Source organism: Pseudomonas sp. SIMBA_067, from assembly GCF_046534675.1.
GTDB classification, from domain to species: Bacteria; Pseudomonadota; Gammaproteobacteria; order Pseudomonadales; family Pseudomonadaceae; genus Aquipseudomonas; species Aquipseudomonas putida.
On the sequence record NZ_JAWRYH010000001.1, the window covers coordinates 217,617 to 239,430 of the forward strand.

A 21,814-nucleotide genomic window follows, 5' to 3' on the forward strand; every position below is an offset into this window, starting at 1 on the left:
GGGCCATCCCTTACCACCAGCGCATAGCTGCAACGATCGTGCGCAATGTTTCTTCGATCAGCCGGTTTCTTCAAAGCGTAGATCAACTCTGAGGGTGCCGTATCGCTCAGGGAGTATTAAGCAATGCCTTAGAAATCAAGAAATTATTTACAATGCTTATCAACACTACTCTCTTACTGATTCATATACGCGATACGCAGGGCAGTCCTATGCGCGTGATCTGCGACAGAGATTTGCGACGGTTCACTTCCTTGAATCTTGAGTTCAAAAAGGGTAAGCGGAGCGCGCCGGCCCAATGGGCCAGAGGCGTGAGCATGGAAGCCCGGTAGGGCGGACCCCAGGCCGACCCTAGGGGGCGGTTCACGACAGCCTTCCTAAGGCCCATTCTCCTCGTGGGAACCTGTTGAAGCGTCTCACCTCTCCATACCACGGTAGGCAGTGCGGCCGGTGGCCATGCCTAAGCTTTTGCGCTTAGCCTTGCGGCGTATTCAGGAGGGATGACTGCAACCAGGTTGGCGCATCAGCTCTAGGTCGAACGGCCTCCATCACTGACAGCTTTCGACCCATTGCAGCCGTTCAGCACTGGCAGAATTTGATCCCTCGCGGCCAGTGCTCCCGACACTTACAGTTCCCGAGCCCAAGTCTGGCTGACGAGGTCTTTTCCGAAGCTGTGTACCTGTTCTTCTTCGACCAATTGGAAACCTGCTTTCTGATAGAGCTTTCGGGCATCGACAAGCACACTGGTTGTCCAGAGGATCATGTGCTTGTAGCCCGCGAGCCGCGCAAACCGAATACTCTCTTCCAGCAACCGATTGCCGATTCCCATGCCCCTGACGCTCGCGTCAACGTAGAGCATCCGCAGCTTGGCGGTCGTCTGGTCATGTTTGACGACAAAGACCGAACCGATGACTGTGCCTTCTTTTTCCGCGATCCAGCATCGCTCGCAGGACGGGTCGAATTCACGAAGGTAGTTGGCGACGATTTCCGCCACCAGCGCTTCGAACTCCATATTCCAACCGTATTCGCGGGCATAGAGTTGCGCTTGTTGCTGAACAACAATACCCATGTCGCCCGCTTGTGGATCGCGCAGGATGTAGGAACGATCACCGTCGCCCAATTGAGTCTGGATCTTTCTCATGGCTTGGATCAATTGCTCTTGCTGGGGCTCAGATAAGCCTTGCAACATCAACATGACTTCTTCACGAGCGGCTTGCTCCAGCGAGGCCAGCACCTGACGACCTGGCTCGGTGAGCTGGATTTGAGAGGCTCGGGCGTCGATTGCCGACCGAGATCTGCTGATCAGCCCTTTTTTCTCGAAGCCACCGATTAATCGGCTGAGGTAGCCGGCGTCCAGGCCGAGCAAATGGCAGAGATCTGAACTCTTCAGGCCAGCACTAGCGCCTAATTCAAAGAGGATGCGTGCCTCGGTCAAGGAGAATTCGGCTTGAAGCAGGTGCTCTTGCAGCGCGCCAATCTGCCGTGTGTAGAAGCGGTTGAAACGGCGGACGATGTCAGCGCGCTCCAGGAGGGTTGTAGTCATGAAAATGCTCATATAGTTGCTTTTGGCATCTATATTATTGCCTTGGGCAACTATGTCAATCCTCTCATGTGCGGATGCATGGGCAGCGATGGAGCGATAGCCGCCTCTCGCAACCGGCAGGTTTCGACCCGTAGCCGCCGCTGCGCCTGAGAGCTACCTTGTGGGAGCGGGTTCATCCGCGAACACCGGCATAGCCGGTGCCATCCGGGCTGCTGGGCGCAAATTCGAGCGAGAGATCGATTGAAAACTCATCTCACGCGTACAATCAAAAAAATCCCAAGAGATGCTTGACCAGGGAGAACGATCGTTCTACTCTGGCTACATGGATCAGCCAATGACCGACACACGCGAAAAAATTCTTGCTACAGCCGAGAAGCTTATTTACGAAAATGGGATTCACGCCACTGGCATGGATCTCCTGGTAAAGACCTCGGGCGTAGCACGTAAAAGTATTTATCGATATTTTGCGAATAAAGACGATGTAGCAGCAGCGGCATTGAATGCACGCGATGTACGCTGGATGCAGTGGTTTAAAGGTGAATGCGAAAAAGCGCAAACTCCACAAGAACGCATTCTCAGCATTTTTGATGTTTTAAAGACCTGGTTTGAGTCGGACGGTTTTCGCGGCTGTGCCTTTATTAACACCGCCGGAGAAGTGGGCGATGCGGACGACCCTATTCGGCAGATCGCAAGGCTGCATAAACAAAAGCTACTTGAGTACACGCTAGAGCTTACTAGCGATTTAGGCGTCAAAGATCCGATTATTTTGGCTAGGCAGTTGTTCGTGCTTATAGAGGGCACTATAACCGTGGCCCGGGTAATGGGTGATTTCACCGCCCTGGATAGTGCTAAAGAAATCGCCAACATTTTGCTCAAAGAAGTACCGCGCACAAGCGCTTAACGTTCCAGAAACGCTAATTCCACTGAACGATCTAAATGATTGGAGGCACCCTCATGCCCAACGAACAAGCTCGTCCGCCACTTCCTCCTTTCACTCGCGAATCGGCGATTGAAAAAGTCCGACTCGCTGAGGATGCTTGGAATACTCGCGAACCCGAAAAAATCTCGCTCGCCTACACGCTGGACACCCAATGGCGTAACCGCGCCGAGTTTGCGACCAATCGCCAAGAAGCCGAGGGTTTCCTAACTCGCAAGTGGAAGAAGGAGCTGGACTACCGTCTGATCAAAGAGCTCTGGGCGTTTACTGAAAACCGCATCGCCGTACGGTACGCTTACGAGTGGCACGACGATTCGGGCAACTGGTTCCGCTCCTATGGCAATGAAAACTGGGAGTTCGAAGCAGATGGCCTGATGCACCGCCGTTTTGCCTGCATCAACGATATGCCTATCAAGGAAAGCGAGCGTAAGTTCCACTGGCCACTGGGTCGCCGGCCAGATGATCACCCAAGTTTAACTGAATTGGGTCTCTAAGCCATGCAGAGCCTGATCCTTCACAGCTGAAGGATCAGGTTTTTTGCTTTCCCCAAGGTGCCGCCGTGGTAATCATGCCGAAACCCATCGCAAGTGCCGTCTCCCTTGCGCAAGCCAAAGCCTACAAGGAGAGAACTCAGCAAAAAGTAGGTGAGGGCGCTTGCACTGAAATCAGGGCTCAGGCTTTTCACGCGAAGACTTTGACAGCATGACCGCAGTCAGACGCCGGATGTCATCAGCCGCTTGGGCAATCACTCAAGCACCTCATCGGAGATGGTGCGTAGAGCTTCTGGGCGGTTAAATACTAGCGATTTCGGCGTTTTCAGTGCGACTTTTTCCCGAGAGGCATCAACGTCCTTAAGGTAGAAATCCATGAACTGTTTTACGCAGATTGAGCATCTTTTCCATACCTTGGACGCAGGTGTTGTATTGCCGGTGGGGATTCCACGGGCTCCGGTTGTGGGCAATCCAGTTGATGAACCGGTCGACGTACCAGGTACTAATGAACGGCTGGCACTCAGTGTTGACTTCGCTCAGGCGTGCCGAGACTTGGAGGTTGCCAGGGAAACTGGTTGCGCTTTTTGGGCGCCAGTGACTGTAGGGAGGAAAGATCGGGAATGGGATGAACGGCCGCGTCATTGGACCCGCGCGCTAAAATCTCTGAGTTGTGCATCTACGTTTAGCAAACGTACCTGGTGCTGGCCAGTTTTCAGAGCGTCAGGTGGTGAAACGGAGATTCGTGACAGGGCAATCTAAGAGAGGATGTGAAGATGGTGATGCAATGGACTGATTTTGCATCGAGCGGAGGTTTGTGCAAAACCGACCGGGGGTTAATGGATGTGACTGTTATCCATAAATGATAAAAACGTATATTCAAGAAAATCAGGTCGTTAGCAGAAGTGAAACCCATAAAGGATAAATAATTAGCAAAATCTTAGGGATTTATCCTTTTTGAGCTGCAGAAGATGCGCATTGTAACGTCATATATCGTAAGGTTATAAAAAGCATCTGAACAACATTTTTTTGTCATTTTTCGTGTATCCGTTACACGGTTTTAGAAAATAATAAAAATTGGCATGCAATCATATTTCTTAAGAAAATCATCAGCTTATGAGAGATAATTCCTTTGATTTTTGGCTGGTTTGCCAATGGTGGTTTTGCGGTGCTTTTTTCTTTGCTATATGGAGATTTTTTCACACGGAAAATCTAAGGTCATGCATATCGAGATTGAAGAAGGGATGCATGTTGTAGCTCGCGGAAAAGCTGCATTAATTGTGGGGCCGGTTGATGCAGATTCAGTTGAGGTACTTCTGCTTTCTACTCGACAAAAGATCACTGTTGGACTGAATGAGATAGAGTTTATCACGGTGCCCAAGAGATCTACTGGCGGCCCCGAACTTCTTTATTTGACTAGATTGGAATCTGAATCAAATGACCAGGAAATTCAGCTGGCATTGAGGCGCTACGAGGTATTGTCGAGATTGCACCGTAAGGAAATTTCTGTGGCTCAAGCAGCAGAGGAAATAGGTGTTACTCGATCGCATGTTTATAAGTTGCGTGCCAAGCATGATGAAAGTATGGGGTATTGCACGCAGTTGGTTCAGCGAAGAGGTAATAAGAAAAACTCACGACATTTAGATCCTGCTCTCGAAAAAGAAATAGAGGCGGTGCTCGAGACATTTCGTGAACGTGCAGGAGTTACATTTGCAGAGGTGTGGCGTGCTGTCCAAAAAGCTTGCATGTCACTTAACCTAAAATGTCCTGTACGCCGAACGATTCGAAATCGTATGAAAAGTAGTTTTACTCGCAAAGAAGTCACCCGTTTGAAATATGGGCGGGAGGTGGCTGCACAGATGCATGACTCTCGACCAGGAAAGTACAAGGCTACCAAACCCTTAGAGTGGGTGCAGACTGACCACACGCTCGTTGACTACGAGGTCCTCACGGACGACCGTAGTGACATTATTGGTCGCCCTTGGCTGACTCTGTTTATTGATGTCTATACGAGGGTGATACTAGGCTACTATCTTAGCCTTCATCCACCTAGCACTTTGTCGGTTGCTTGTGCCTTAGCTCATGCGGTGATGCCAAAGGAAGACTTTTTACGTAGATTGAACTTATCAGGCTTCAAGTATCCGATGTATGGCCCCCCGTCCATGGTCTATATGGATAATGCGAAAGAGTACAGGAGTCATAAGTATCTCTCTTCTTTAGATCGTGCGCATATCGGCTACGACCACCGTCCGCTTGGGAAGAAGCACTTTGGTGGTCATGTCGAAAGGCTGATAGGTACGATGATGAATAAGGTTCATTTGTTGAGCGGCAGCACAATGTCAAATACAGTTATTAGGAAAAGACTGGCTAGAGATAGGAAACCCACCCAAACGTTCACGGAGTTTGCTAGGTGGTTTGCGTTAGAGGTAATGGAATATCATTCAACCGTGCACAGCGAAATTAAAAAGACACCTTTGCAAGCATGGCAGGATTACTATGGTCCGCATGGTGTAGTGCCTTTTCCTCCGCAAATAACAGATGCGCACCAGTTTCGCTTGAACTTCATGCCTCAAGAATATAGAAACATTCGGCCCGGTGGCATTGAATTCAAGACTCGTTTTTATTGGGATCCTGTGCTCGACCCCTTCATTGGAGAGAAAAAGGTTCTGATGAAATACGACCCTTTTTCACTTAAGCAAATCTGGGTCCAGTTAGATGGGCAATTCATTGCGATTCCTTTTGCCGACATGACGTTGCCTGATATTACTCTGGAAGAGCATAGAGCGAAAGTTCTCTCTAGTCACTCACTGGAGCCAGGATCTTTTGGTGATGCTCAAGCAGCAGAAGCACACAGTGAAGCAGGCAGGATAGAAAGTACAAGCATAAAGAAGACGCGCGCCGCCAAAAAACAACTAGCTGCGAAAGTTGAGTATCAGAAAGAGTTCTCGTCTGCGGTGGTTGTCAAAAAAGAGAAGAAAGTTGCTCCCGATTATTCTTTGCCGCCAAAGCCTTTCAAGGGGGGTGTGTAAGATGGGTTATGATCATGTGCGCCCTGACCGGGAGGCGTTGCTCGACTTGGATGTTGAAAGTAGAATTAAACTGATGCTCGGTGATATTTGGGTGGATATAGCGCCAAGTGAAAGCGTATTCAAAGTTATGAACAATATGGCGAATGTTCCTAAGAGAATCACAGCGCCCGCGCTTTTGGTGACGGGCCTAGGGGGAACTGGAAAGAGTGCAATAGTCAAAGAGATTCCAAATCGAGTAACTCGGAGCGAAGGACTTCTAACGATAAGCATGGCCTCTGATCCAGACTTAATGAAAAGAAAAGAGTTTAGGACTGAGATTTACCAAAAACTGGAGCTTCCCTGTCCGCCAATTCACCGCAAGTCCTCTGTAGCCGACTTAGTTACTAGAGAGCTGTCAGAGATCTTAAAGCTTAGGAAAATATGGGGCTTAGTGATTGATGAGATTCACGACATGCTATTGTGCGGAAAGGTGGAACAGAGGATTAATAGCTCAATGCTGAAGGCTTTTCTTGGGGAGTCATATGGAATTAGCCTATTCGCGTTTGGTACTCCTAAAGCTAACAGCTTTATATCCGCCATAACCGAAACGCAGCGTCGTTTTTCGGTAATCGAATTAGAGGACTGGAAAGAAGATGAAAGCTTCAGGACGTTTTTACTGGGAGTCGAGGAATTGCTTCCTCTTAAAAGGTCATCACGACTGTACGACCAAGACAAAGTTTTTGCCATTTTGGCTGCCACTTCAGGGCGAATGGATAACGTGATGAATTTGATCAGGTCTGCAGGATGCTACGCGCTCAGAGATGGAACCGAAGCTATTAGTCTCGAGCATCTTGCAAAAGCATCTGCCAGTCCTTGGGGTTTTTGATGAGTACCGTTGCAGGTATGCCCCATATACTGCATGATGAAACGATATCTTCTTGGCTGTATAGATCTACGCTTAGGTCTCGATACAATAATCAGTATTTGGCTGGTCAGTCATTTATGATCCCGCCACCAGTTTCCTGGGGCGGCCCGCTGGTCGAGAGTAGTGACTGGGACTTTGATCCAAACACAGATTTTTTAAAAACGGCCATGGAGAATTTATCAATTGATGTTAATTATGCCGCTGCATTATTTTTCAACCCCCACGGGCGTGTTGTGGACTGGGCTCGACGCTGGTGGTTCTGTGCCCAGTGCTTGCGTGCAGACATTGCTAGGGGGCAAGCCCCAGGCTGGCGTAAGCATTGGTGCTATAGAGATTCGATCGTTTGTTCGACCCACGGGGCGGATCTGCAAAGGTTACAGGCCCAACCTCAACTGAGTCGTGGATGGGACGCCTTTATTCAATGTCTGCAGGACAGATTGATTGATCCAGCCTGGCAGAGCCAAAACTTTCAGCGCTTCCGCGTCAGTGTTGTGAACAGATTGGCAAGATGGAAGTTGAAGCAAAGAAAAGTCACCCTTAATATATTCGACAACTTATATAGTGTTATGCTGCTTGCGCCTGTGTATAACGGCAATCAGGGCATGGCGTATGAATTATTTGGCGAGCCTGGCCCTTTGGTCCGCCTTGCGATGCCTAATTATCTTGCTGGCATCAAATACGGTGCAGAATTTGCGAGTATGAAGGCAAGATTTGCGAGTCTTTTGCTTGCTGGATACTTAATGGGAATTGTAGGTGGCCGAGATCTAGAATTTGTCGCAGCCAAGGATGAGAGATTTGAGACTTGGAGGAGCTATAATTTGGATATAGTGAACTCTATGCGATTTGGGTGTGCAAGTCAATTGGACGTCAAGTTACTTGAATCGCTTCTCTTTGGGCGTGAGGGGCTCCAGTGCGATATTCTTAATCGTGCGCTTCGTACTTATTTTTTTAAGCTTAGAATGCAGTAGGACTTTTCACGCTTATGCTGGGCTATAGCCGTGCCGTAAAGTATGTGTATCGTGCGCTGCTAGTTTTGACTTGGTTTGGCAAATGTTGCCCAGTGAATATCTTTGTTCACTCATGACGCTTTTTCATGGATTATTTATAGAAAACTAATTGGTGCGCAGGGCGAGGCGTTCCACATGTGTGAGCGTGGCACCAACCAATATGCTTTGGGGCTGTGCTCACAAGCCTCTGCTTAGGTCCATTCTCCGGGTTATTTCTTGAAAACTACGTGAGAAGTGTTCCAAGGTTTTCTTAGTCAGCACCATGTATTGAGATGGGTGGGCCTTCCGCTGCCCGAAGTCAGATTAGGATGAGGCAGAGTGGGATTTCAATAGCGATCTTGATTTCTTATATGGAATGGGGCAAGTGCTAGGTAGCCTACCGCACTGTCAGACTGGGCTTGCAGAGTGCCAGATTGGTAAGGCCAAGGCCCTGTTTTTTTGCTAGAATTACCCAAGCTTGGATGATTTTCTTCAGTAGGCAAAGAAAATCTTCAGTTCTGAAGTTTTTCTACAATTTTTCTTCAGTCACGTTTAACTCGCGTGACGCATTCAAGGTGTTTTCGTGATCTTGACAATGTTCGCTAGCTTCAACGCTTGTACAGTAGGTGGCCGATGAGCGATCAAATAGCCCCCCTGAGTTCCGATTCGACGAGGTTCGTTTTCCGCTCCTGCTATGCCACAGTGCTCAGAAGGGTGGACGCCCGATACGACGTTCGGGGTTACCTATTGGCTCAGATGGTAAAGCTCTGCCTTCAGAATCGAGGCAGGCTGCCTCGTGTTAGCCGCGACTTTTACACGCAGTACGCTCAAGCCGAGGCGATTGCATTCTTGGAAATATGTGCCACCAACTTGCTGTTAGGTCCGGCAGGTCGCTTTTCGCTGCAGGAATATCATTACCAGGCAGATGCGCACGCGGACCTGGGCTAGGCTCTGTACGAAATCCCAAGAAACTGAATCGAAGCCCCTCGGGGGCTGAAATTCTGTAGGGTTCTCCGCCATCTACGGAAAGGAATTCTGTGATGGCAAAGCGGTACGAACTCTCGGACGAGGCCTGGGATGTGGTCTCCGATCTCTTCATCGAAACCCATGGCCGGGGGCGACCGCGTCTGAGCGACCGCCTGATGCTCGATGGCGTGCTCTGGGTGCTCTGCTCGGGTGCTGCTTGGCGAGATATGCCGGATCGATTTGGCCCGTGGTCAACGGTGTATCAACGATTTCGGGGCTGGCGAAATCAGGGGACATTCGATCAGATGCTCAAACGCTTGCACCTGAGGCTGAATGAGCAAGGCTTGATCGATCTGCAAACCTGGATGATCGACTCAACTGCAGTACGTGCAACCCGAGCCTCATCTGGCGCCGGGAAAAAAGGGGGCCTGACGAGCCTGCCGATCACGCTCTAGGTCGCAGTCGCGGCGGCCTGACAACCAAAATCCACATGCTCTGCGACGCCAACGGGACACCGTTGCGCTTTCTTCTCTCTAGCGGTCAAGCCAGTGACATTAGCTACGCCCAGCCTCTGTTGGACGAAGTCAGCATTCCATCAAGCCAACGTGGCCGCCCGCGCAAACGCTGTAAATGGCTGCTTGCCGACAAGGGCTATGACGCCGAAGCGCTACGCCGCTATTGCGACCAGTATCGAATGCAGCCCGTCATCCCTCTGCGCTCGATGAAGCGCAAGCCTAAACCAGGATTACCCAGACTCTTTGATCGGCCCAAGTACCGACAATGCAACATCATCGAGCGCATGTTTGGCTGGCTGAAAGAGAACCGCCGGATCGTAACGCGCTTCGACAAACTCGCGAAAAGCTACGCCGCCATGGTCTCACTGGCTTGCTCCATGCGGTGTTTGAGACATCTCTTTTCGTACAGAGCCTAACCCTTAGCCCGTTCAGCAGCATTAGATGCTCACGTATAAACGTCGTACTCAAGACGGTAGAGGAAGGCCCATACCTGCTCATACCTTTCTTGATGCCAAAGCAGGGTGCATGGGGTGTGGTTGCCAAGACCTATTGCAGGATTGATCATCCAGCGCTGCGCCAGTTCTACTTTTCCGAGCACTTCGATAGCTTTTCGAAAAATTTCTCCGTGCCTTGTTAAAAACGCTCCATGTGCAGAGGTCCAACAGCTCGTTGAGGGCTGTTCGCTAAGTCCGTGGATCGTGAAACTGTTCATTGGCAGGGGTCCGAAATTGGCAGTCGAGAGACTCTATTAACACTATGACATTAGGAGGGGGGGCACGCCACCGATCCTGTAGCCACGGGCAGCGGACCGCTATGTGAAGAACCCCTGATTTTATCGAGTTGCGATGGGTGTCGGCTAAGCCAGTCGGTCATCAGGGTATCGGCTCAGTGCCTCATAGCTGGTGTTTAGGTTGTGTGGTGCCCGGTGTCTTTGCCTTATGATGCTCAAGATCACGACCAGTGCAGGTGAGGCTCCCCAGCGCGAGCGCGATCCACGGGCGCCGCCGCAGGTCCGGCCTGTTCTGGCTAGGGTTGATCCTCCGCAGGCAGGGTGGCGGCCGGTGCGGGATCGACTGGCGGCTCAATCGAAAACAATTGGCTCGCGCGACTTCCCAGCAGCGAACCGGCCTGAAAGTAGCCCATCACCGTGCTGACACTGCGGTGCTCGGTCATCGCCATACCTCGCCAAGCGGCACGCCCTGGCGTCCGGCCTCTGTGACGAAGCCCAAGCGAAGGCTGTGCGCCGCCCAGTCGCCGTCGAGGCCGGCCAGTGCCGCGCGACGTTTGACGATACGCGCGACCTGGTCAACGGACAGCCCAGCAGCCGCGACGCGGCCCCCTTTGTACCAGCGGCGAAACAGCGGGCCCTCGCAGGTCGGTGCTACAGCGAGCCAGGCGTTCGACGCCTGGGCCGCCGGTCCTTCCAGCGGCTTTCCCGCCGCACGCCGCTGCTGCCGGTTTTGCATACAGCCAGGTGTCGGCGTCCAGACGTCGCAGGTCTCCGATCTGCAAAGCCACGATTTCCGAGCGGCGCCGGCCACCGCCGCCCCAGGCCAGCAACAGCAGGGCGCGATCGCGCGTGCCACGGACGCCGTCAGTGCAGGTGGCGAGCATCGCCTGCAGCGGCTCCAACACCACCGCGGTTTTCTTCCGCACGGATACGCCTTGGCGCGCCTGGGCCTTACGTGCCTCGCGAAGAGGCGTCTTCACCGCAGGAACCTCACTTGGGTTATCCCAGCGTCGCAGTCGATGCCATTTAGCCAAAACTGCCAAGCGATGGCTAACTGTGCTAAACGACAGTGGCCCTTGGTTGCCCTTGATATTAGCCGCCACCAGCGCGGCGTCGACGGCCGGCGGCAGCAGATGTGTCCAGCCGCCACTGTTATCGGGCCTGGCCAGGTGGTCGACAATAAACTGCACGGCAACCTCGGGTGGCAGCGCGCCGTCGCCGAGCGATCGACGATAACGCAACCGCAGCCACGCGGACCAAGAGGTGAGGGCGCTCTGGTAACTGCGCGCGGTATTGGCTGCGGTGCCGGTCGTAATGAACGCCTCGGCCGCGGCGCGGGTGCTGTCGTCCAACTCCGCCAGCACCAACGGCTTGGCGGAGGGCAGCTGCACCGGCTCTGTCAATTTCGTCTCGCTCAACGCTGCAATAGGTTCGGATAACCTGTGGCTTATCAGACCTAATATAGCGAAGAGGTAGGCATGACGATATCCATGATCGTGAAGAGCAGCAATCGCCCCTTTGCGACCGCTGAGCGCTAACGGCTTTACCAAGTGCGACGGGCACTCTGTGGGGAGCGGGTTTTCCCGCTAAGCAGACGACGCGGTGGATGTCACCGGCTTTGCCGGTGTTGGCGGGTTAACTCGCTCCCACAAAGTCCGCTATCAGAGGCAAGGGCCGGCAAAGGCTCGCGCCCCACAGCGGGCCTCGGTCATTGATGATCGCGGTCGTAGCGGGTGCTTCAGGGCGATACAACGCGTTAACCCGGTCGCCTATGGCGTAGCCGAAGATCAACCCATTTTCGGAGTTCCTGATCATTCTGCCCGTGACGTCCCTAAATTCGATTTGTGGATGATCGCCGCGCGTTCACAGCGCCGACATTACCTTGGGAGCGTTGGGCGTGAGAGGCGCCGATGCAACGGACGCAGCGGACGCCGACGAAGACATTCAGGACGACGGTCAAGTCATTTACGCATGAGGAGAAAGGCAATGGACAACTACCACCTGAGCCTAACCGCTGATGGCTGGGAGCTGAAGAAAACCGGTGCGGAACGAGCCGCCAAGCGCGCCGCTACGAAGCAGGGGTTGGTTGGTTCGCTGTCTGACTTCTTTGATGGCAAAACAGCTTCGGTGAAAATTCATAAAGCTGACGGCACTATCGAAGAAGAGCGTACCTACCCACGTTCGGCTGACCCGAGGCGTTCGAAGGGGTGATACCAGTTACCGCTGCAGGCCTGGGTATCAGTGTCAGCGATTCGACCGGGCATGGGCTGTACAAGTGGCTGCTCGCGAGCTTCCTGATCGGGAAGAGGATTCGTTCCTCCTTCGCCGTGGAGGAGTACCGGAACTTGGTTGATCGGCATGGCCTGGATACGCCGGAGAAGTTGGCCCGCTGTTCCCATCGGGATCTCGTAAGACTCCTAGGCCAGGCAGGTTACGCGCGATACGACGAGTCCACGGCGAAGCGGCTTCATGCTTTGAGTGTTCGGGCCGCTAGCGAACTCGATGTTCAGTTGATCTCGCTGAAAAAGAACGAGTTGGACACCTCTGCCTTCCAGGCCTGGCTTTTGAGCTTCGAAGGGGTTGGCCCTAAAACTCTCGAGATTTTTATGCGTGAAGCAGCAGCCCTCCTTGAGCACCGCTCTACAGCGGGATCGTCACGCTGAAGCAGGTGCCGCTCTCTTCAGAGGATGACACGTCGATTTTCCCTCCATGACTGGCGACGATTTCAGCTGCGATGAAAAGGCCTAACCCCAGGCCTTGGGAAGCTTTGCTACCCGTCTCGGTATAACCAGAGTATCGACGACCAGGATCAAACAAGGATGGCATAGCGGCTGGAGAGATGGGCTCTCCGGCGTTTCTGACTTCGAAGGTCATTGTGTTGTGGCTGCCTTTGAGGGCGACCTGGATTGGCTGCTGCAGGTCACCATGCCTGACTGCATTACCAATCAGGTTGGTAAATACCTGAGCCATTCGCTCTGGATCAAAACCACCCACGACCGGATCGGTATCATTGAATATAATCGTCGCGTTTGGCTCCCCAGAACTCAGTTCCTTGATTGTCGTGCGGCAGATCAAATTCAGCTCGGTGGGACTTTTGACAACCGGAATACCGGTGCCAAGGTTGCATCGTGCGAGGTCGACCAAATCGTTGACCATACGATTGGCTCGGCGGGCGCTGACCCCAACCTGAGCAGCAATGTCTTTTTCTCGATCCGAGAGCGTTTGGCTTTTTCTCAGTAAGTCAGCGCCCATCAGTATCGCTGTCAGGGGGGCTCGCAAATCATGTCCCAGCACGCCTAAAACCATTTTTCGGGTCGTTTCGACAGCTTGACCGTAGGCGCTGATTGACTCCACCAGCGCCTGGTCAATGGCCTCGTTAAAACGCACCATGTCCTCGATTTGCGAAGGTGAGCTGAACGCTTCCTCTGCCAGCCACAGTCGTAACACGCTGGATCTCAAGGCGCGAAATTCCGACACCATTTGATCCATGGAGAACCCGTCTATAAGCCTGAGAATGGCGTGCGTTTGTGCTGCAGTTTCTTGGTCAATCTGCGGCGCCAGGCCTTGGGATTTTCTTATTTGCTGTCGTTGTGTTTGCGGAGTTCGCATGTCCAGGGCGGCAGCCTTGAGTAGCTGTTCTGCATGGTTTCTTAGCGCACTGGCCGCCAGATCCTGTCTAGGGACATCAATGTCTCTGGCAAAGCGCTCCCACGCTTGGAGGATCAGTTCAAGATTCGCTTCGATGAAGTCGGGGAGTCGCATCGTCTACCTCTTCTTTGGCTACTGCCACCCCAGGTCAGCCGTGAACTATAGCCGGTAAGCCAGCACTCCGCCCCGTGCGACAACGGCCAGAACGGAACCTCAAGCCTACTCTTTTGACCGTAGGAGTGGGCCACGTCTGTCGCCAAAAATGTTGTACATATTCTTGTTTTTGTACAAGCTTTAGTCGTGAAACTTTTTGAATTTAATGCAGTTACGTCGGCTCCATATCTTATCGACAGGAGCCTGAATCATATGTCTTCACTGAAACTTTACGTCATTGACTATCAGCTTCGCGGAGCGTCCAAGCAATTTGTCATCCGCTTGGAAAATATGTCCAATGCGGAGGCCTGGCATTGGGCGAGCTGTGACGCCGGGATTGGAGTGATCCCAAGGTTCGCACAGCAAAACATTCGCAAGGTGGGCCGTCTCATGGCGGAGCGTTACGGTCTTTCTGACGTTCGTTGGAGACTTTCAAGCAGCGTCTCGGCATGATTGTCGAAACGGCCAACGGCCTTGAGCGAACCGCTCCGCTGATCGCGGCACGCTCAGTCTTCTCATGGCGGTGGTTCAAATGAGGTTAGAAGCTGACGGACTATCGTTAAGCGGGCACCATGTGCTGATCGTGGAAGACGACGAAACCCTCAATATGGTGCTGGTCCAGATTCTCACTGAGCTGGGCGCTTGTGTAGCGAGTTTTGGCAACGCCGAGGATGCGCTGATTGGTCTTCTTGAAAATCACGGCGCTTGTTCATTGGTGATTGCCGATCACGGCGTTCCTGGAGCCCTCAAGGGCTTGGAATTTTTGCAGATGGTCGCTGAAAAATGGCCTCATATTCCCGCCATTCTCACTTCTGGGTATCAGTTGCAGCCCACCGGTGCACCTCCTGTGACATTCCTGTTCAAGCCGTGGTCGGTTGAGGAGTTACTATCCGCGATTGGCCAAGCAATGGCAGGGGACTCGATCATGGGTGTTCTGGATCAGTAAAACCATCAGAAAGGTGATGATCGTTGTGGAGGTGTTGATGATGAGCTGCCAGGTATCGTTGGAGTGAAACCATGGCCCCGAGGCTGCCCACATTCCAATCAGTACGATGGCGATGAGGAAAGTAGTTGGCCTGCCAGCATGGTTGGAAAGCCATTGGCAGAACTGCGCGAATTTCATGATGCTTTTCCTTTTGAACACGTTGCACATGTTCCATTGACCCTCAAACTGTTCAGAAATCTTTTTTTACATTTGCTCGGCCTGACTAACAGCCGCATGTTTGGGCTTCGAGCTTTGGAGTCAGTCATGTTGGGGGTGGAAGCCGGTGTGTTGTGTCCTGCGGGTACGACTCGACTGCCTCGTGCCTGGCCCACGGAACATAGTCAGTCCTCGAGCGCCACGGTTAATGCGGGTCTGCAGCGGCAAGCAGTTCGCTGATGGTGTCTCCGAGCGCATCAAGGGTGCACGGCTTGGTGATGTACCTGGCATTAACAGGGAGGCAGCCTGGAAGTAAAACCGTGCGCCCAGAAATGATGATGACGGGAAGGTCGCGGTTGGTTGACCAGAGCGTTTTGGCGAGCCCGAGCCCATCAGTGGTGCCTGGCATGTTCACGTCCGTAATGACGAGAGCAAACGGCTCGGCGTTTAACCTACGAAGGGCGTCGTCGGCGTTGCTGCACTCGACGACCTGGTAGCCGAAGTGTGTCACGGCGTCGGCCATCAGGCAGCGCAGGATGTCATCGTCTTCAACCAACAAAACCTTCTGTGCCATAGAGCTCGATCCTTGTTGTTGTACTCGTTAGTGGATCCTCCGAGCACAGCGTTGCTTGCTCCTGACCAATGGTGACCAACCCGCTAACAGATCTCGATTGAGTCGAAGTTCCGACGCCGCTGTCTTCGCTTTAGGTCATTCGTAGCCACAAGGCTGCCAAGGAGCGAGTGTGAGGATCGGTTGCTTGGGATGGGGATCACTGATTTGGATACCTGGGGAGCTTCGTCTGGCGGGAGACTGGCGAGCGGACGGCCCAGCACTCCCTATCGAATTTTCAAGGGTCGCTGATGGGGGGGAACTGGCGACAGCAATATGCCTTGGCGCCGCTACGGTCGATGTACTGTGGGCTCCCCTCATAACGAACTCACGCCAGGGATTACCTGAACAAGGTGCCCGCACAGATCCGTACCGCATACCGGCAGTTTTTTGCCGAGCGCCTCGGATGGTGATTCAGCCCGGCTGTGCTTTCGTTGAAGCACGGCCTAGCACTTCCTGTGAATGGTTTCTTCATCCTCGAGCAGGGGAATACAATGCGTAGATCTGGTTGGTTTCTTATGGTGCTTGGCAGTGCAGGGCTCGTCGGTACGCTGGTACTGCTGACTATCACGTTGATGGATTTTAGTAATGCCCCTCGCGCCTCGATGGTGGGGAGCCTGTTCATGATGGCAGCGTCAGCGCTTCTTCTCGTCATCGGCAGACGGCTTCGGGCAAGAGGAAGGCCGCTGCTGCCTATTTTGCTTTGATGCTGCGGTCGTCAGTAGGCCTACAGTCTGTTTCAAAGATGCCAGGGTGACGCTCACCCTGGCAAAGCTCATCAAGGCTTAGCGGCTTTCGCTGTTGCGGCCACCGCCATGGCTGTTCTGTCCACCTTTGGGGCCAGCCTCAGAGGCTCGCTCACGGTCATTGGCGAAGTTGCCGCTCGAGGATTGTCCGCCCTCGCGCCCGGCTTCGGACGCTTTCTCGCGGTCGTTGGCAAAATTGCCTGGGTTGTTCTGTGCGGTGCCGCCTTGATTGCCGCGATCACCTTGATTGTTAGCCATGATCTTTCACCTCATGTGTCACACAGGAAAGTCTGTGTTCAATTCGGAGGGGTAAAAGCCACTGTTTCGCACACCTGAATTTCGCTTTGCCCGACGGGTTGCGTTAAGAAAGCTGCTTCACGGACTGTGGCGAGCCAACTCTTAGCATCCCAGTAGAACAGCTCGAGACCTTGCCCATTCGGCTCTCACGCTGAACTGAAGTTCTTTTTGCCTCCTCGAATTTGGACATGGTCTCAGAGAGGATTCGGTGAATGGACGACACGGCCCTGGCATTCATGATCTTCGCGACGGAACACCCGGACGCGCTTGCCCAAGTCCAAGGCTTGAGTGAAGCGGAAGCGCTGGAGGCTGGCGAGCCGCTGTCGGCCCTGCGTGACACCATGGTTGTCCAGACCCTCACGGCTGAAGCCAGCAAGCAAGGCGTTTCCCTCGATGAGCTGGTTCAGACGCTTATCGGAAGGGACGACGTGGAGGAGGGCGATGCGACCATCCCAGGCTTGGAAAAATACAACCGGATGCGTGATTTCAACGCCTCACCGGAACCATCGGGAGCAGGGAAATCCGCTCGGCGTTCGAAGCGCGCAGCTGCTCATGCCTTGCAGTTTTGCGTTCAAAAGCACGATGCCACACGACTGCACTACGACTTCCGCCTGGAGCTCGACGGCACGCTCAAAAGCTGGGCGATACCCAAAGGCCCATGCCTGGATCCCAAGGTAAAGCGCCTCTCGGTGCATGTCGAAGATCACCCTCTCGATTACGCTTCATTTGAAGGCACGATACCGGAGGGTCACTACGGTGCCGGGGATGTGATCGTTTGGGATCGTGGAATATGGCTTCACCAGGGCGATCCGGCTGAGGCCTACAAGAAAGGTCGTATGAAGTTTGAGCTGCAGGGTGAAAAGCTCTCGGGCCTGTGGAACCTTGTCCGGACGAACATCGAGGGTAAGCAGGAGCAATGGTTTCTGATCAAGCATCAGGACGAGGCCGCTAAGCCGCTCGCTGATTTCGACGTTGTGGTCGAGATGCCTAACAGCGTGCTCAGCGACCGCACCATCATCCCCAAGAAACCCGGTCGGGCCAAGGCGGGGTCATCCAAGCCGAACCCTCCCGCCAGCGCCACCGGGCCGAGCACAGAGGGCGCCGTGGCTGCAGCGCTGCCAGAGAAGCTCTCTCCACAGCTAGCGACGCTGGTCGAATCCAGCCCTCGAAGCGAGGAGTGGCGCTACGAAATCAAGTTCGATGGCTATCGCATGCTGTGTCGCGTCGATGGGGATGACGTCCGGCTGTTTACCCGCAATGGTCATGATTGGACTGCGAAGTTGCCCAAGCAGGCGGCTGCAATCGCCTCGCTCGGGCTCGAAACGGCTTGGCTGGATGGCGAGATTGTCATCCCGGATGAAAACGGCGTGCCCGACTTCCAGCTGCTACAGAATGCATTCGACGCCGGCAAGAGCCACGGCATCGTCTACTACCTGTTCGACCTGCCGTATCTCAACGGCGCCGATCTTCGACAGGTGCCGGTTGAGAGCCGCCGTGGACTGCTAAAGCAGATTCTCTCTGACTCGACCGACCCGCTGCTGAGGTTCTCCGAAGACTTCACCGAAGACGTCGACGCATTGATGAACAGTGCCTGCCAGATGCGCATGGAAGGACTGATTGGCAAGCGATTGGGCAGTCCTTACGTATCCCGGCGCAGTGACACGTGGATCAAGCTCAAGTGCAAGCATCGCCAGGAGTTCGTCATCGTCGGCTACACCGACCCGAAAGGAGCGAGAACCGGTTTTGGCGCACTTGTCCTTGCGCTAACCGACCAGGATAGCGGCGATCTGAAGTACGCCGGCAAGGTCGGGACGGGCTTCACGGAATCGACACTCGCCACGATCCTGCAGACACTGCTGCCGTTGGAGCAGAAAAAGGTGCCGGTAGTGAATCCACCGAAAGGTGTTGATGGTAGAGGCATCCACTGGCTGCAGCCGACACTGCTGGCTGAGGTCAGCTTCGCGGAGATCACCTCGGACGGTGTAGTCAGGCACGCGGTGTTCCAAGGTATCCGGACGGACAAGCCTGTCCAGGACATAACGGAGGAGAAGCCGGCGCCTGCGCCGAAAGAGCGAAGGTCAGCCAAAGCGAAATCGGACGACAAGGCCGCCACGACCAAGGTACGGATTACCCACCCTGAACGTGTGATTGATCCCAGCAGTGGTCTTACCAAACGAGACCTGGCCGAATATTACGCGCAGGTCTCACCCTGGCTTCTGCCTCACCTGAAAGATCGACCCATCGCGCTGGTCAGGGCGCCCGAGGGGATTTCCGGTGAGCTGTTTTTCCAGAAGAACGCTGACCGCCTCGCCATCCCGAACATCACGATGGTGCCGAAAGCAGAAGCAGGCAAAGCGGGCATGGTCATCAACAGCGTCGAGGCTCTGGTCGGTGCCGTGCAGATGAGCACCATCGAGCTGCATTCCTGGAATGGCACGACCGAGCACATCGAGCAGCCAGACCGCTTCGTGTTGGATCTCGATCCTGATCCCGCGCTGCCCTGGAAGGCCATGGTCGAAGCCACTCAGCTGACCTTGGTGGTGCTCGATGAATTGGGGCTGCAGTCGTTTCTCAAAACCAGTGGGGGCAAGGGCATCCACATCATGGTACCGCTCACGCCTAAAGCTTCGTGGGAAGAAGTGAAGCACTTCAGTCAGTCCATCGTGAAGTACATCGCCAAGCTGATCCCGGATCGATTCTCTGCCGTGTTAGGCCCAAAGAATCGTATCGGTAAGATCTTCATCGACTACCTGCGCAACGGCAAAGGGGCCACCACTGCCAACGTCTTCTCGGCGCGGGCGAGGGAGGGACTGCCGGTATCGGTGCCGATTTTCAAGGAGGAGCTCGTCGAGCTACAATCGGCGGCCAAATGGAACATCAAGAATGTTCAGGAGCGTCTGGATGAACTGGGTGGCGATGACCCGTGGGATGCTATGCCGACCATTGAGCAATTGATCACCCTGGAAATGAAAACGCGGATCGGAATGAAGTAGCCGCTGATGCGATGCAGAGAAGGGGAAGGCGCTTGGCACATTTCGTCATGCCTGGATTCGCGGCGTCGAGCTTCACCAAGCCCTAATGCTGCAATCGCTGGCTTCACTCATTCCTTTGGAATTATCGAGATTTTTCCGTTCCGCTCCACAATCGCAAATTTGATTTGCTCCACCGATTCTATTCCCTGGCTATCTCGTGCTGATTCGAGAATGTCATCCTCGGTTAGACGAGATCGGCGCATTCGCTGATGCAAGAACTGTCCGTGCTCAACCACCAGGGTTGAGTGGCCATCGAGAAAGCGGGCCAGCGGTCGGGAGTTCAGCTTGGCAAGAGACAAGCCCACATCGACCACGATCAAGGTGGCGATCACCAGCACGGCGTTGGTAAACGAGAAATCCTCGCCCAGAAGAGCCTGCTGCGTGGCTTCCCCGATGATCAGCAGCAAGACGAAATCGAAGGTGGTCAGATCGGCCAGGGAACGCCGCCCGGCTACGCGGAACAGCAGCATAAGGGCGACATACATCCCAGCAGCTCGCAGGATCGAATCCATGACGCCCTCCTAGGGGTAGAGAAATGTGGAAAAGTGGACTTCGGTGTTCGAGCCCGACCTCACAACCCCTTCCAAGCTACCCACGTGCCCACTTCGCAGTGTCAGGTACAAGGTGGCCATACCACCCTTGCTGGTACCCAATTGCAGCCGCAGGGCTGGGCCATGGGAGATCGACACCAGGGGTTCGGGCTGCATAGTCTCGATACTGGCCTCGCGCAGTAGCGGCCCCTCAAGTTCAACCATCACTGGCTGACCAGGGCTCCCCTGAATTGTGATGAAAAGATTGTCGGTGGTGCCACTGCGACTGAGGCGTTGATATTCAACTTTTAATCGACCATCCTGGCTCACCACCTCGGCATCGCTTAGTGGGCCGTCGCCGAACAGCCCTGCCAAGGCTAGCAATACGATGATCACCAGCACATACCACCCCACACGTTCGAAGCGCCAAACGCGCTTCTGCATGGGCATGTTCTCCTGGATCGGGTGACTTCTGGATATCATCTCATCGTTCGGCATTTCATGTGCCCTCAGGCGCGTTCGCCGCGAAGCCAGCGTTGATGGTAATGAGCAAGGCGCGTCAGACCGAACAGCGCGCCTTGTTGCATCACCTCCGCTCTCTCGCCGAAGAAACGCTGAGTACATGTAAAAACCGCAGCAGGCTCGCCAGCAAAGGCCCAAGCAAAGCACATCGTCCCTGGAGGTACCCCAGATTCGTCGGTAGGCCCCGCTACTCCTGTTGTTGCGATTACCACATTGGCATCGCTGTCTCGCAATGCACCCAACGCCATTTCCCACGCCACAGGCTCGCTAGTGAGCCCGTAGCGCTCGATGGTCTCGGAACTGACCCCCAGCAAACGCTTTTTCGCACTCGGTGAATAGACGACATAACCACTCTCCAGTACCTCCCCAGTGCCAGGTACCGTCGCCAACAGCGCCACCATGCAGCCTGCAGTACAAGATTCGGCGGTGGAAAGAATCAACTGATTGTCCTTGAGGTAGCCGAGCGCGGCCAGTACAGGTTCGGTTGCCATGAGGGTATCGACTCGCTTGTTCTTTAGCGGTGGACGCAACCCTCGGGCAATTGGTTCAGCGCTTATTTAGCCGCCTGTCCCATGCCGAAAAAATCGTCTGAACTTTGTCCAGATTTCCACCTTCCCTTATGTATAGGGGCAGCAGACCTACCGTGTTATCGCTGCGGCTATCCAATTGGACATCGGGAGAAACGGAAATGGGTGATCTCGCAACGTACTTCTGGATTGCCGTGGCGGCCATCATTCTGCTGGTTGATCTCTGGGTAATGGTCAGCGTTTTTCGAAGCGACAAGTCAGATGCAGTCAAGGTGCTGTGGGCTTTGATACTGCTCGTGTTGCCGGTGGTTGGCTTGGCTATATGGGGCGTCGCAGGGCCACGGGGGATCAAGCGCGGCACTGGGCCGACATCTCCTGAACACAGCAAAGGGTAGGAGCGGCAGCATGACCAGAGAAGGGCATTATAAGGAACTAGACCTACGGAAATCGCACGGCGAGGAAGAGCGAGATAACGATGCTCATCGCCCGGATGGTGCTGTGGGCTCATCGCAC

The 21,814-nt window shown here is 53.9% G+C and carries 22 protein-coding genes and 1 pseudogene; 11 read left to right on the top strand and 12 right to left on the bottom strand.

The genetic code is table 11. The annotated features are described in order from the left end of the window. Positions 1 to 622: 622 nt before the first annotated feature. Positions 623 to 1,540: a bifunctional helix-turn-helix transcriptional regulator/GNAT family N-acetyltransferase gene (locus SB765_RS01020; RefSeq protein ID WP_341795578.1), complete on the bottom strand. Its 918-nt coding sequence runs from the start codon at positions 1,538 to 1,540 to the stop codon at positions 623 to 625. A 322-nt stretch (positions 1,541 to 1,862) separates the two neighbouring features. Between SB765_RS01020 and SB765_RS01025 the strand changes: the two genes are divergently transcribed. The 6 genes from SB765_RS01025 to SB765_RS01050 all read left to right on the top strand — a co-directional run bounded on the left by SB765_RS01025 (position 1,863) and on the right by SB765_RS01050 (position 9,781). Continuing rightward, the gene (locus SB765_RS01025; protein WP_410931051.1) at positions 1,863 to 2,441 is read left to right on the top strand and encodes a TetR/AcrR family transcriptional regulator; all 579 of its coding nucleotides are present in this window, start codon (positions 1,863 to 1,865) and stop codon (positions 2,439 to 2,441) included. Positions 2,442 to 2,494: 53 nt separating this feature from the next. Continuing rightward, positions 2,495 to 2,971 carry a DUF1348 family protein gene (locus tag SB765_RS01030; protein ID WP_410930796.1) on the top strand — a complete coding sequence of 159 codons (477 nt, stop codon included), beginning with the start codon at positions 2,495 to 2,497 and terminating at the stop codon, positions 2,969 to 2,971. Between the two features lie 1,214 nt (positions 2,972 to 4,185). After that, positions 4,186 to 5,994, top strand: coding sequence for a Mu transposase C-terminal domain-containing protein (locus SB765_RS01035; protein WP_158541495.1), 1,809 nt, complete (start codon positions 4,186 to 4,188; stop codon positions 5,992 to 5,994). Position 5,995: 1 nt separating this feature from the next. Next, complete coding sequence (locus SB765_RS01040) at positions 5,996 to 6,859, top strand: TniB family NTP-binding protein (protein ID WP_027609184.1); 864 nt, start codon at positions 5,996 to 5,998, stop codon at positions 6,857 to 6,859. After that, on the top strand, positions 6,859 to 7,866 hold the full coding sequence (locus SB765_RS01045) for a hypothetical protein (protein ID WP_141099599.1): 1,008 nt from the start codon (positions 6,859 to 6,861) through the stop codon (positions 7,864 to 7,866). The genes SB765_RS01040 and SB765_RS01045 overlap by 1 nt, the downstream gene beginning before the upstream one ends. Before the next feature lie 1,058 nt (positions 7,867 to 8,924). Further along, a protein-coding gene (locus SB765_RS01050) for an IS5 family transposase (RefSeq protein WP_088537540.1) occupies positions 8,925 to 9,781 on the top strand; the annotation gives its coding sequence in 2 pieces (ribosomal slippage) (positions 8,925 to 9,266 and positions 9,269 to 9,781; 855 coding nt in all). 29 nt (positions 9,782 to 9,810) lie between these two features. On the opposite strand, the gene SB765_RS01055 is transcribed toward SB765_RS01050, so the two are convergent. The 4 genes from SB765_RS01055 to SB765_RS01070 form a co-directional block, all read right to left on the bottom strand. Beyond that, a complete protein-coding gene (locus tag SB765_RS01055) occupies positions 9,811 to 10,077 on the bottom strand; it encodes an antitoxin Xre/MbcA/ParS toxin-binding domain-containing protein (RefSeq protein WP_081717255.1) in 267 nt (88 codons plus the stop codon). Between the two features lie 314 nt (positions 10,078 to 10,391). Next, complete coding sequence (locus tag SB765_RS01060) at positions 10,392 to 10,538, bottom strand: hypothetical protein (RefSeq protein WP_371105086.1); 147 nt, start codon at positions 10,536 to 10,538, stop codon at positions 10,392 to 10,394. Positions 10,539 to 10,670: 132 nt separating this feature from the next. Further along, positions 10,671 to 11,498: an integrase gene (locus tag SB765_RS01065; protein WP_410930797.1), complete on the bottom strand. Its 828-nt coding sequence runs from the start codon at positions 11,496 to 11,498 to the stop codon at positions 10,671 to 10,673. Between the two features lie 232 nt (positions 11,499 to 11,730). Beyond that, positions 11,731 to 11,910: a DUF3592 domain-containing protein gene (locus SB765_RS01070; protein WP_371105090.1), complete on the bottom strand. Its 180-nt coding sequence runs from the start codon at positions 11,908 to 11,910 to the stop codon at positions 11,731 to 11,733. Between the two features lie 171 nt (positions 11,911 to 12,081). Between SB765_RS01070 and SB765_RS01075 the strand changes: the two genes are divergently transcribed. Beyond that, positions 12,082 to 12,306, top strand: a complete 225-nt coding sequence (locus tag SB765_RS01075) for a DUF2188 domain-containing protein (RefSeq protein WP_027609189.1) — start codon at positions 12,082 to 12,084, stop codon at positions 12,304 to 12,306. Positions 12,307 to 12,735: 429 nt separating this feature from the next. On the opposite strand, the gene SB765_RS01080 is transcribed toward SB765_RS01075, so the two are convergent. Then, entirely contained in the window at positions 12,736 to 13,857 is a 1,122-nt protein-coding gene (locus SB765_RS01080; RefSeq protein WP_027609191.1) for a sensor histidine kinase, read from the bottom strand. A 252-nt stretch (positions 13,858 to 14,109) separates the two neighbouring features. Between SB765_RS01080 and SB765_RS01085 the strand changes: the two genes are divergently transcribed. Further along, positions 14,110 to 14,349 (top strand): DUF6555 family protein, encoded by a 240-nt coding sequence (locus SB765_RS01085; protein ID WP_027609192.1) that lies wholly within the window; start codon positions 14,110 to 14,112, stop codon positions 14,347 to 14,349. Between the two features lie 130 nt (positions 14,350 to 14,479). Beyond that, positions 14,480 to 14,842: a response regulator gene (locus SB765_RS01090; protein WP_410930798.1), complete on the top strand. Its 363-nt coding sequence runs from the start codon at positions 14,480 to 14,482 to the stop codon at positions 14,840 to 14,842. On the opposite strand, the pseudogene SB765_RS01095 reads toward SB765_RS01090, so the two are convergent. The 3 genes and pseudogenes from SB765_RS01095 to SB765_RS01105 all read right to left on the bottom strand — a co-directional run. Next, positions 14,816 to 15,019: pseudogene (locus SB765_RS01095) on the bottom strand (low affinity iron permease family protein); the annotation flags it as partial. The gene SB765_RS01090 and the pseudogene SB765_RS01095 overlap by 27 nt on opposite strands. Before the next feature lie 223 nt (positions 15,020 to 15,242). Further along, on the bottom strand, positions 15,243 to 15,611 hold the full coding sequence (locus tag SB765_RS01100; protein WP_027609194.1) for a response regulator: 369 nt from the start codon (positions 15,609 to 15,611) through the stop codon (positions 15,243 to 15,245). Positions 15,612 to 16,432: 821 nt separating this feature from the next. Continuing rightward, on the bottom strand, positions 16,433 to 16,651 hold the full coding sequence (locus SB765_RS01105) for a general stress protein (RefSeq protein WP_027609196.1): 219 nt from the start codon (positions 16,649 to 16,651) through the stop codon (positions 16,433 to 16,435). A gap of 251 nt (positions 16,652 to 16,902) precedes the next feature. On the opposite strand from SB765_RS01105, the gene ligD reads away from it, so the two are divergent. Beyond that, a complete protein-coding gene (gene ligD / locus SB765_RS01110) occupies positions 16,903 to 19,683 on the top strand; it encodes a DNA ligase D (protein ID WP_256208020.1) in 2,781 nt (926 codons plus the stop codon). A gap of 107 nt (positions 19,684 to 19,790) precedes the next feature. Here the strand turns inward: ligD and SB765_RS01115 are convergent, their stop codons facing one another. From SB765_RS01115 to SB765_RS01125, 3 genes are all read right to left on the bottom strand, one after another. Beyond that, positions 19,791 to 20,234 carry a DUF421 domain-containing protein gene (locus SB765_RS01115; RefSeq protein ID WP_027609198.1) on the bottom strand — a complete coding sequence of 148 codons (444 nt, stop codon included), beginning with the start codon at positions 20,232 to 20,234 and terminating at the stop codon, positions 19,791 to 19,793. Positions 20,235 to 20,243: 9 nt separating this feature from the next. Continuing rightward, positions 20,244 to 20,696 carry a hypothetical protein gene (locus tag SB765_RS01120; RefSeq protein WP_081717266.1) on the bottom strand — a complete coding sequence of 151 codons (453 nt, stop codon included), beginning with the start codon at positions 20,694 to 20,696 and terminating at the stop codon, positions 20,244 to 20,246. A gap of 65 nt (positions 20,697 to 20,761) precedes the next feature. Next, positions 20,762 to 21,265 (bottom strand): CinA family protein, encoded by a 504-nt coding sequence (locus SB765_RS01125; protein ID WP_027609200.1) that lies wholly within the window; start codon positions 21,263 to 21,265, stop codon positions 20,762 to 20,764. Positions 21,266 to 21,462: 197 nt separating this feature from the next. Between SB765_RS01125 and SB765_RS01130 the strand changes: the two genes are divergently transcribed. Then, a complete protein-coding gene (locus SB765_RS01130; RefSeq protein ID WP_027609201.1) occupies positions 21,463 to 21,696 on the top strand; it encodes a PLD nuclease N-terminal domain-containing protein in 234 nt (77 codons plus the stop codon). Positions 21,697 to 21,814: the final 118 nt, after the last annotated feature.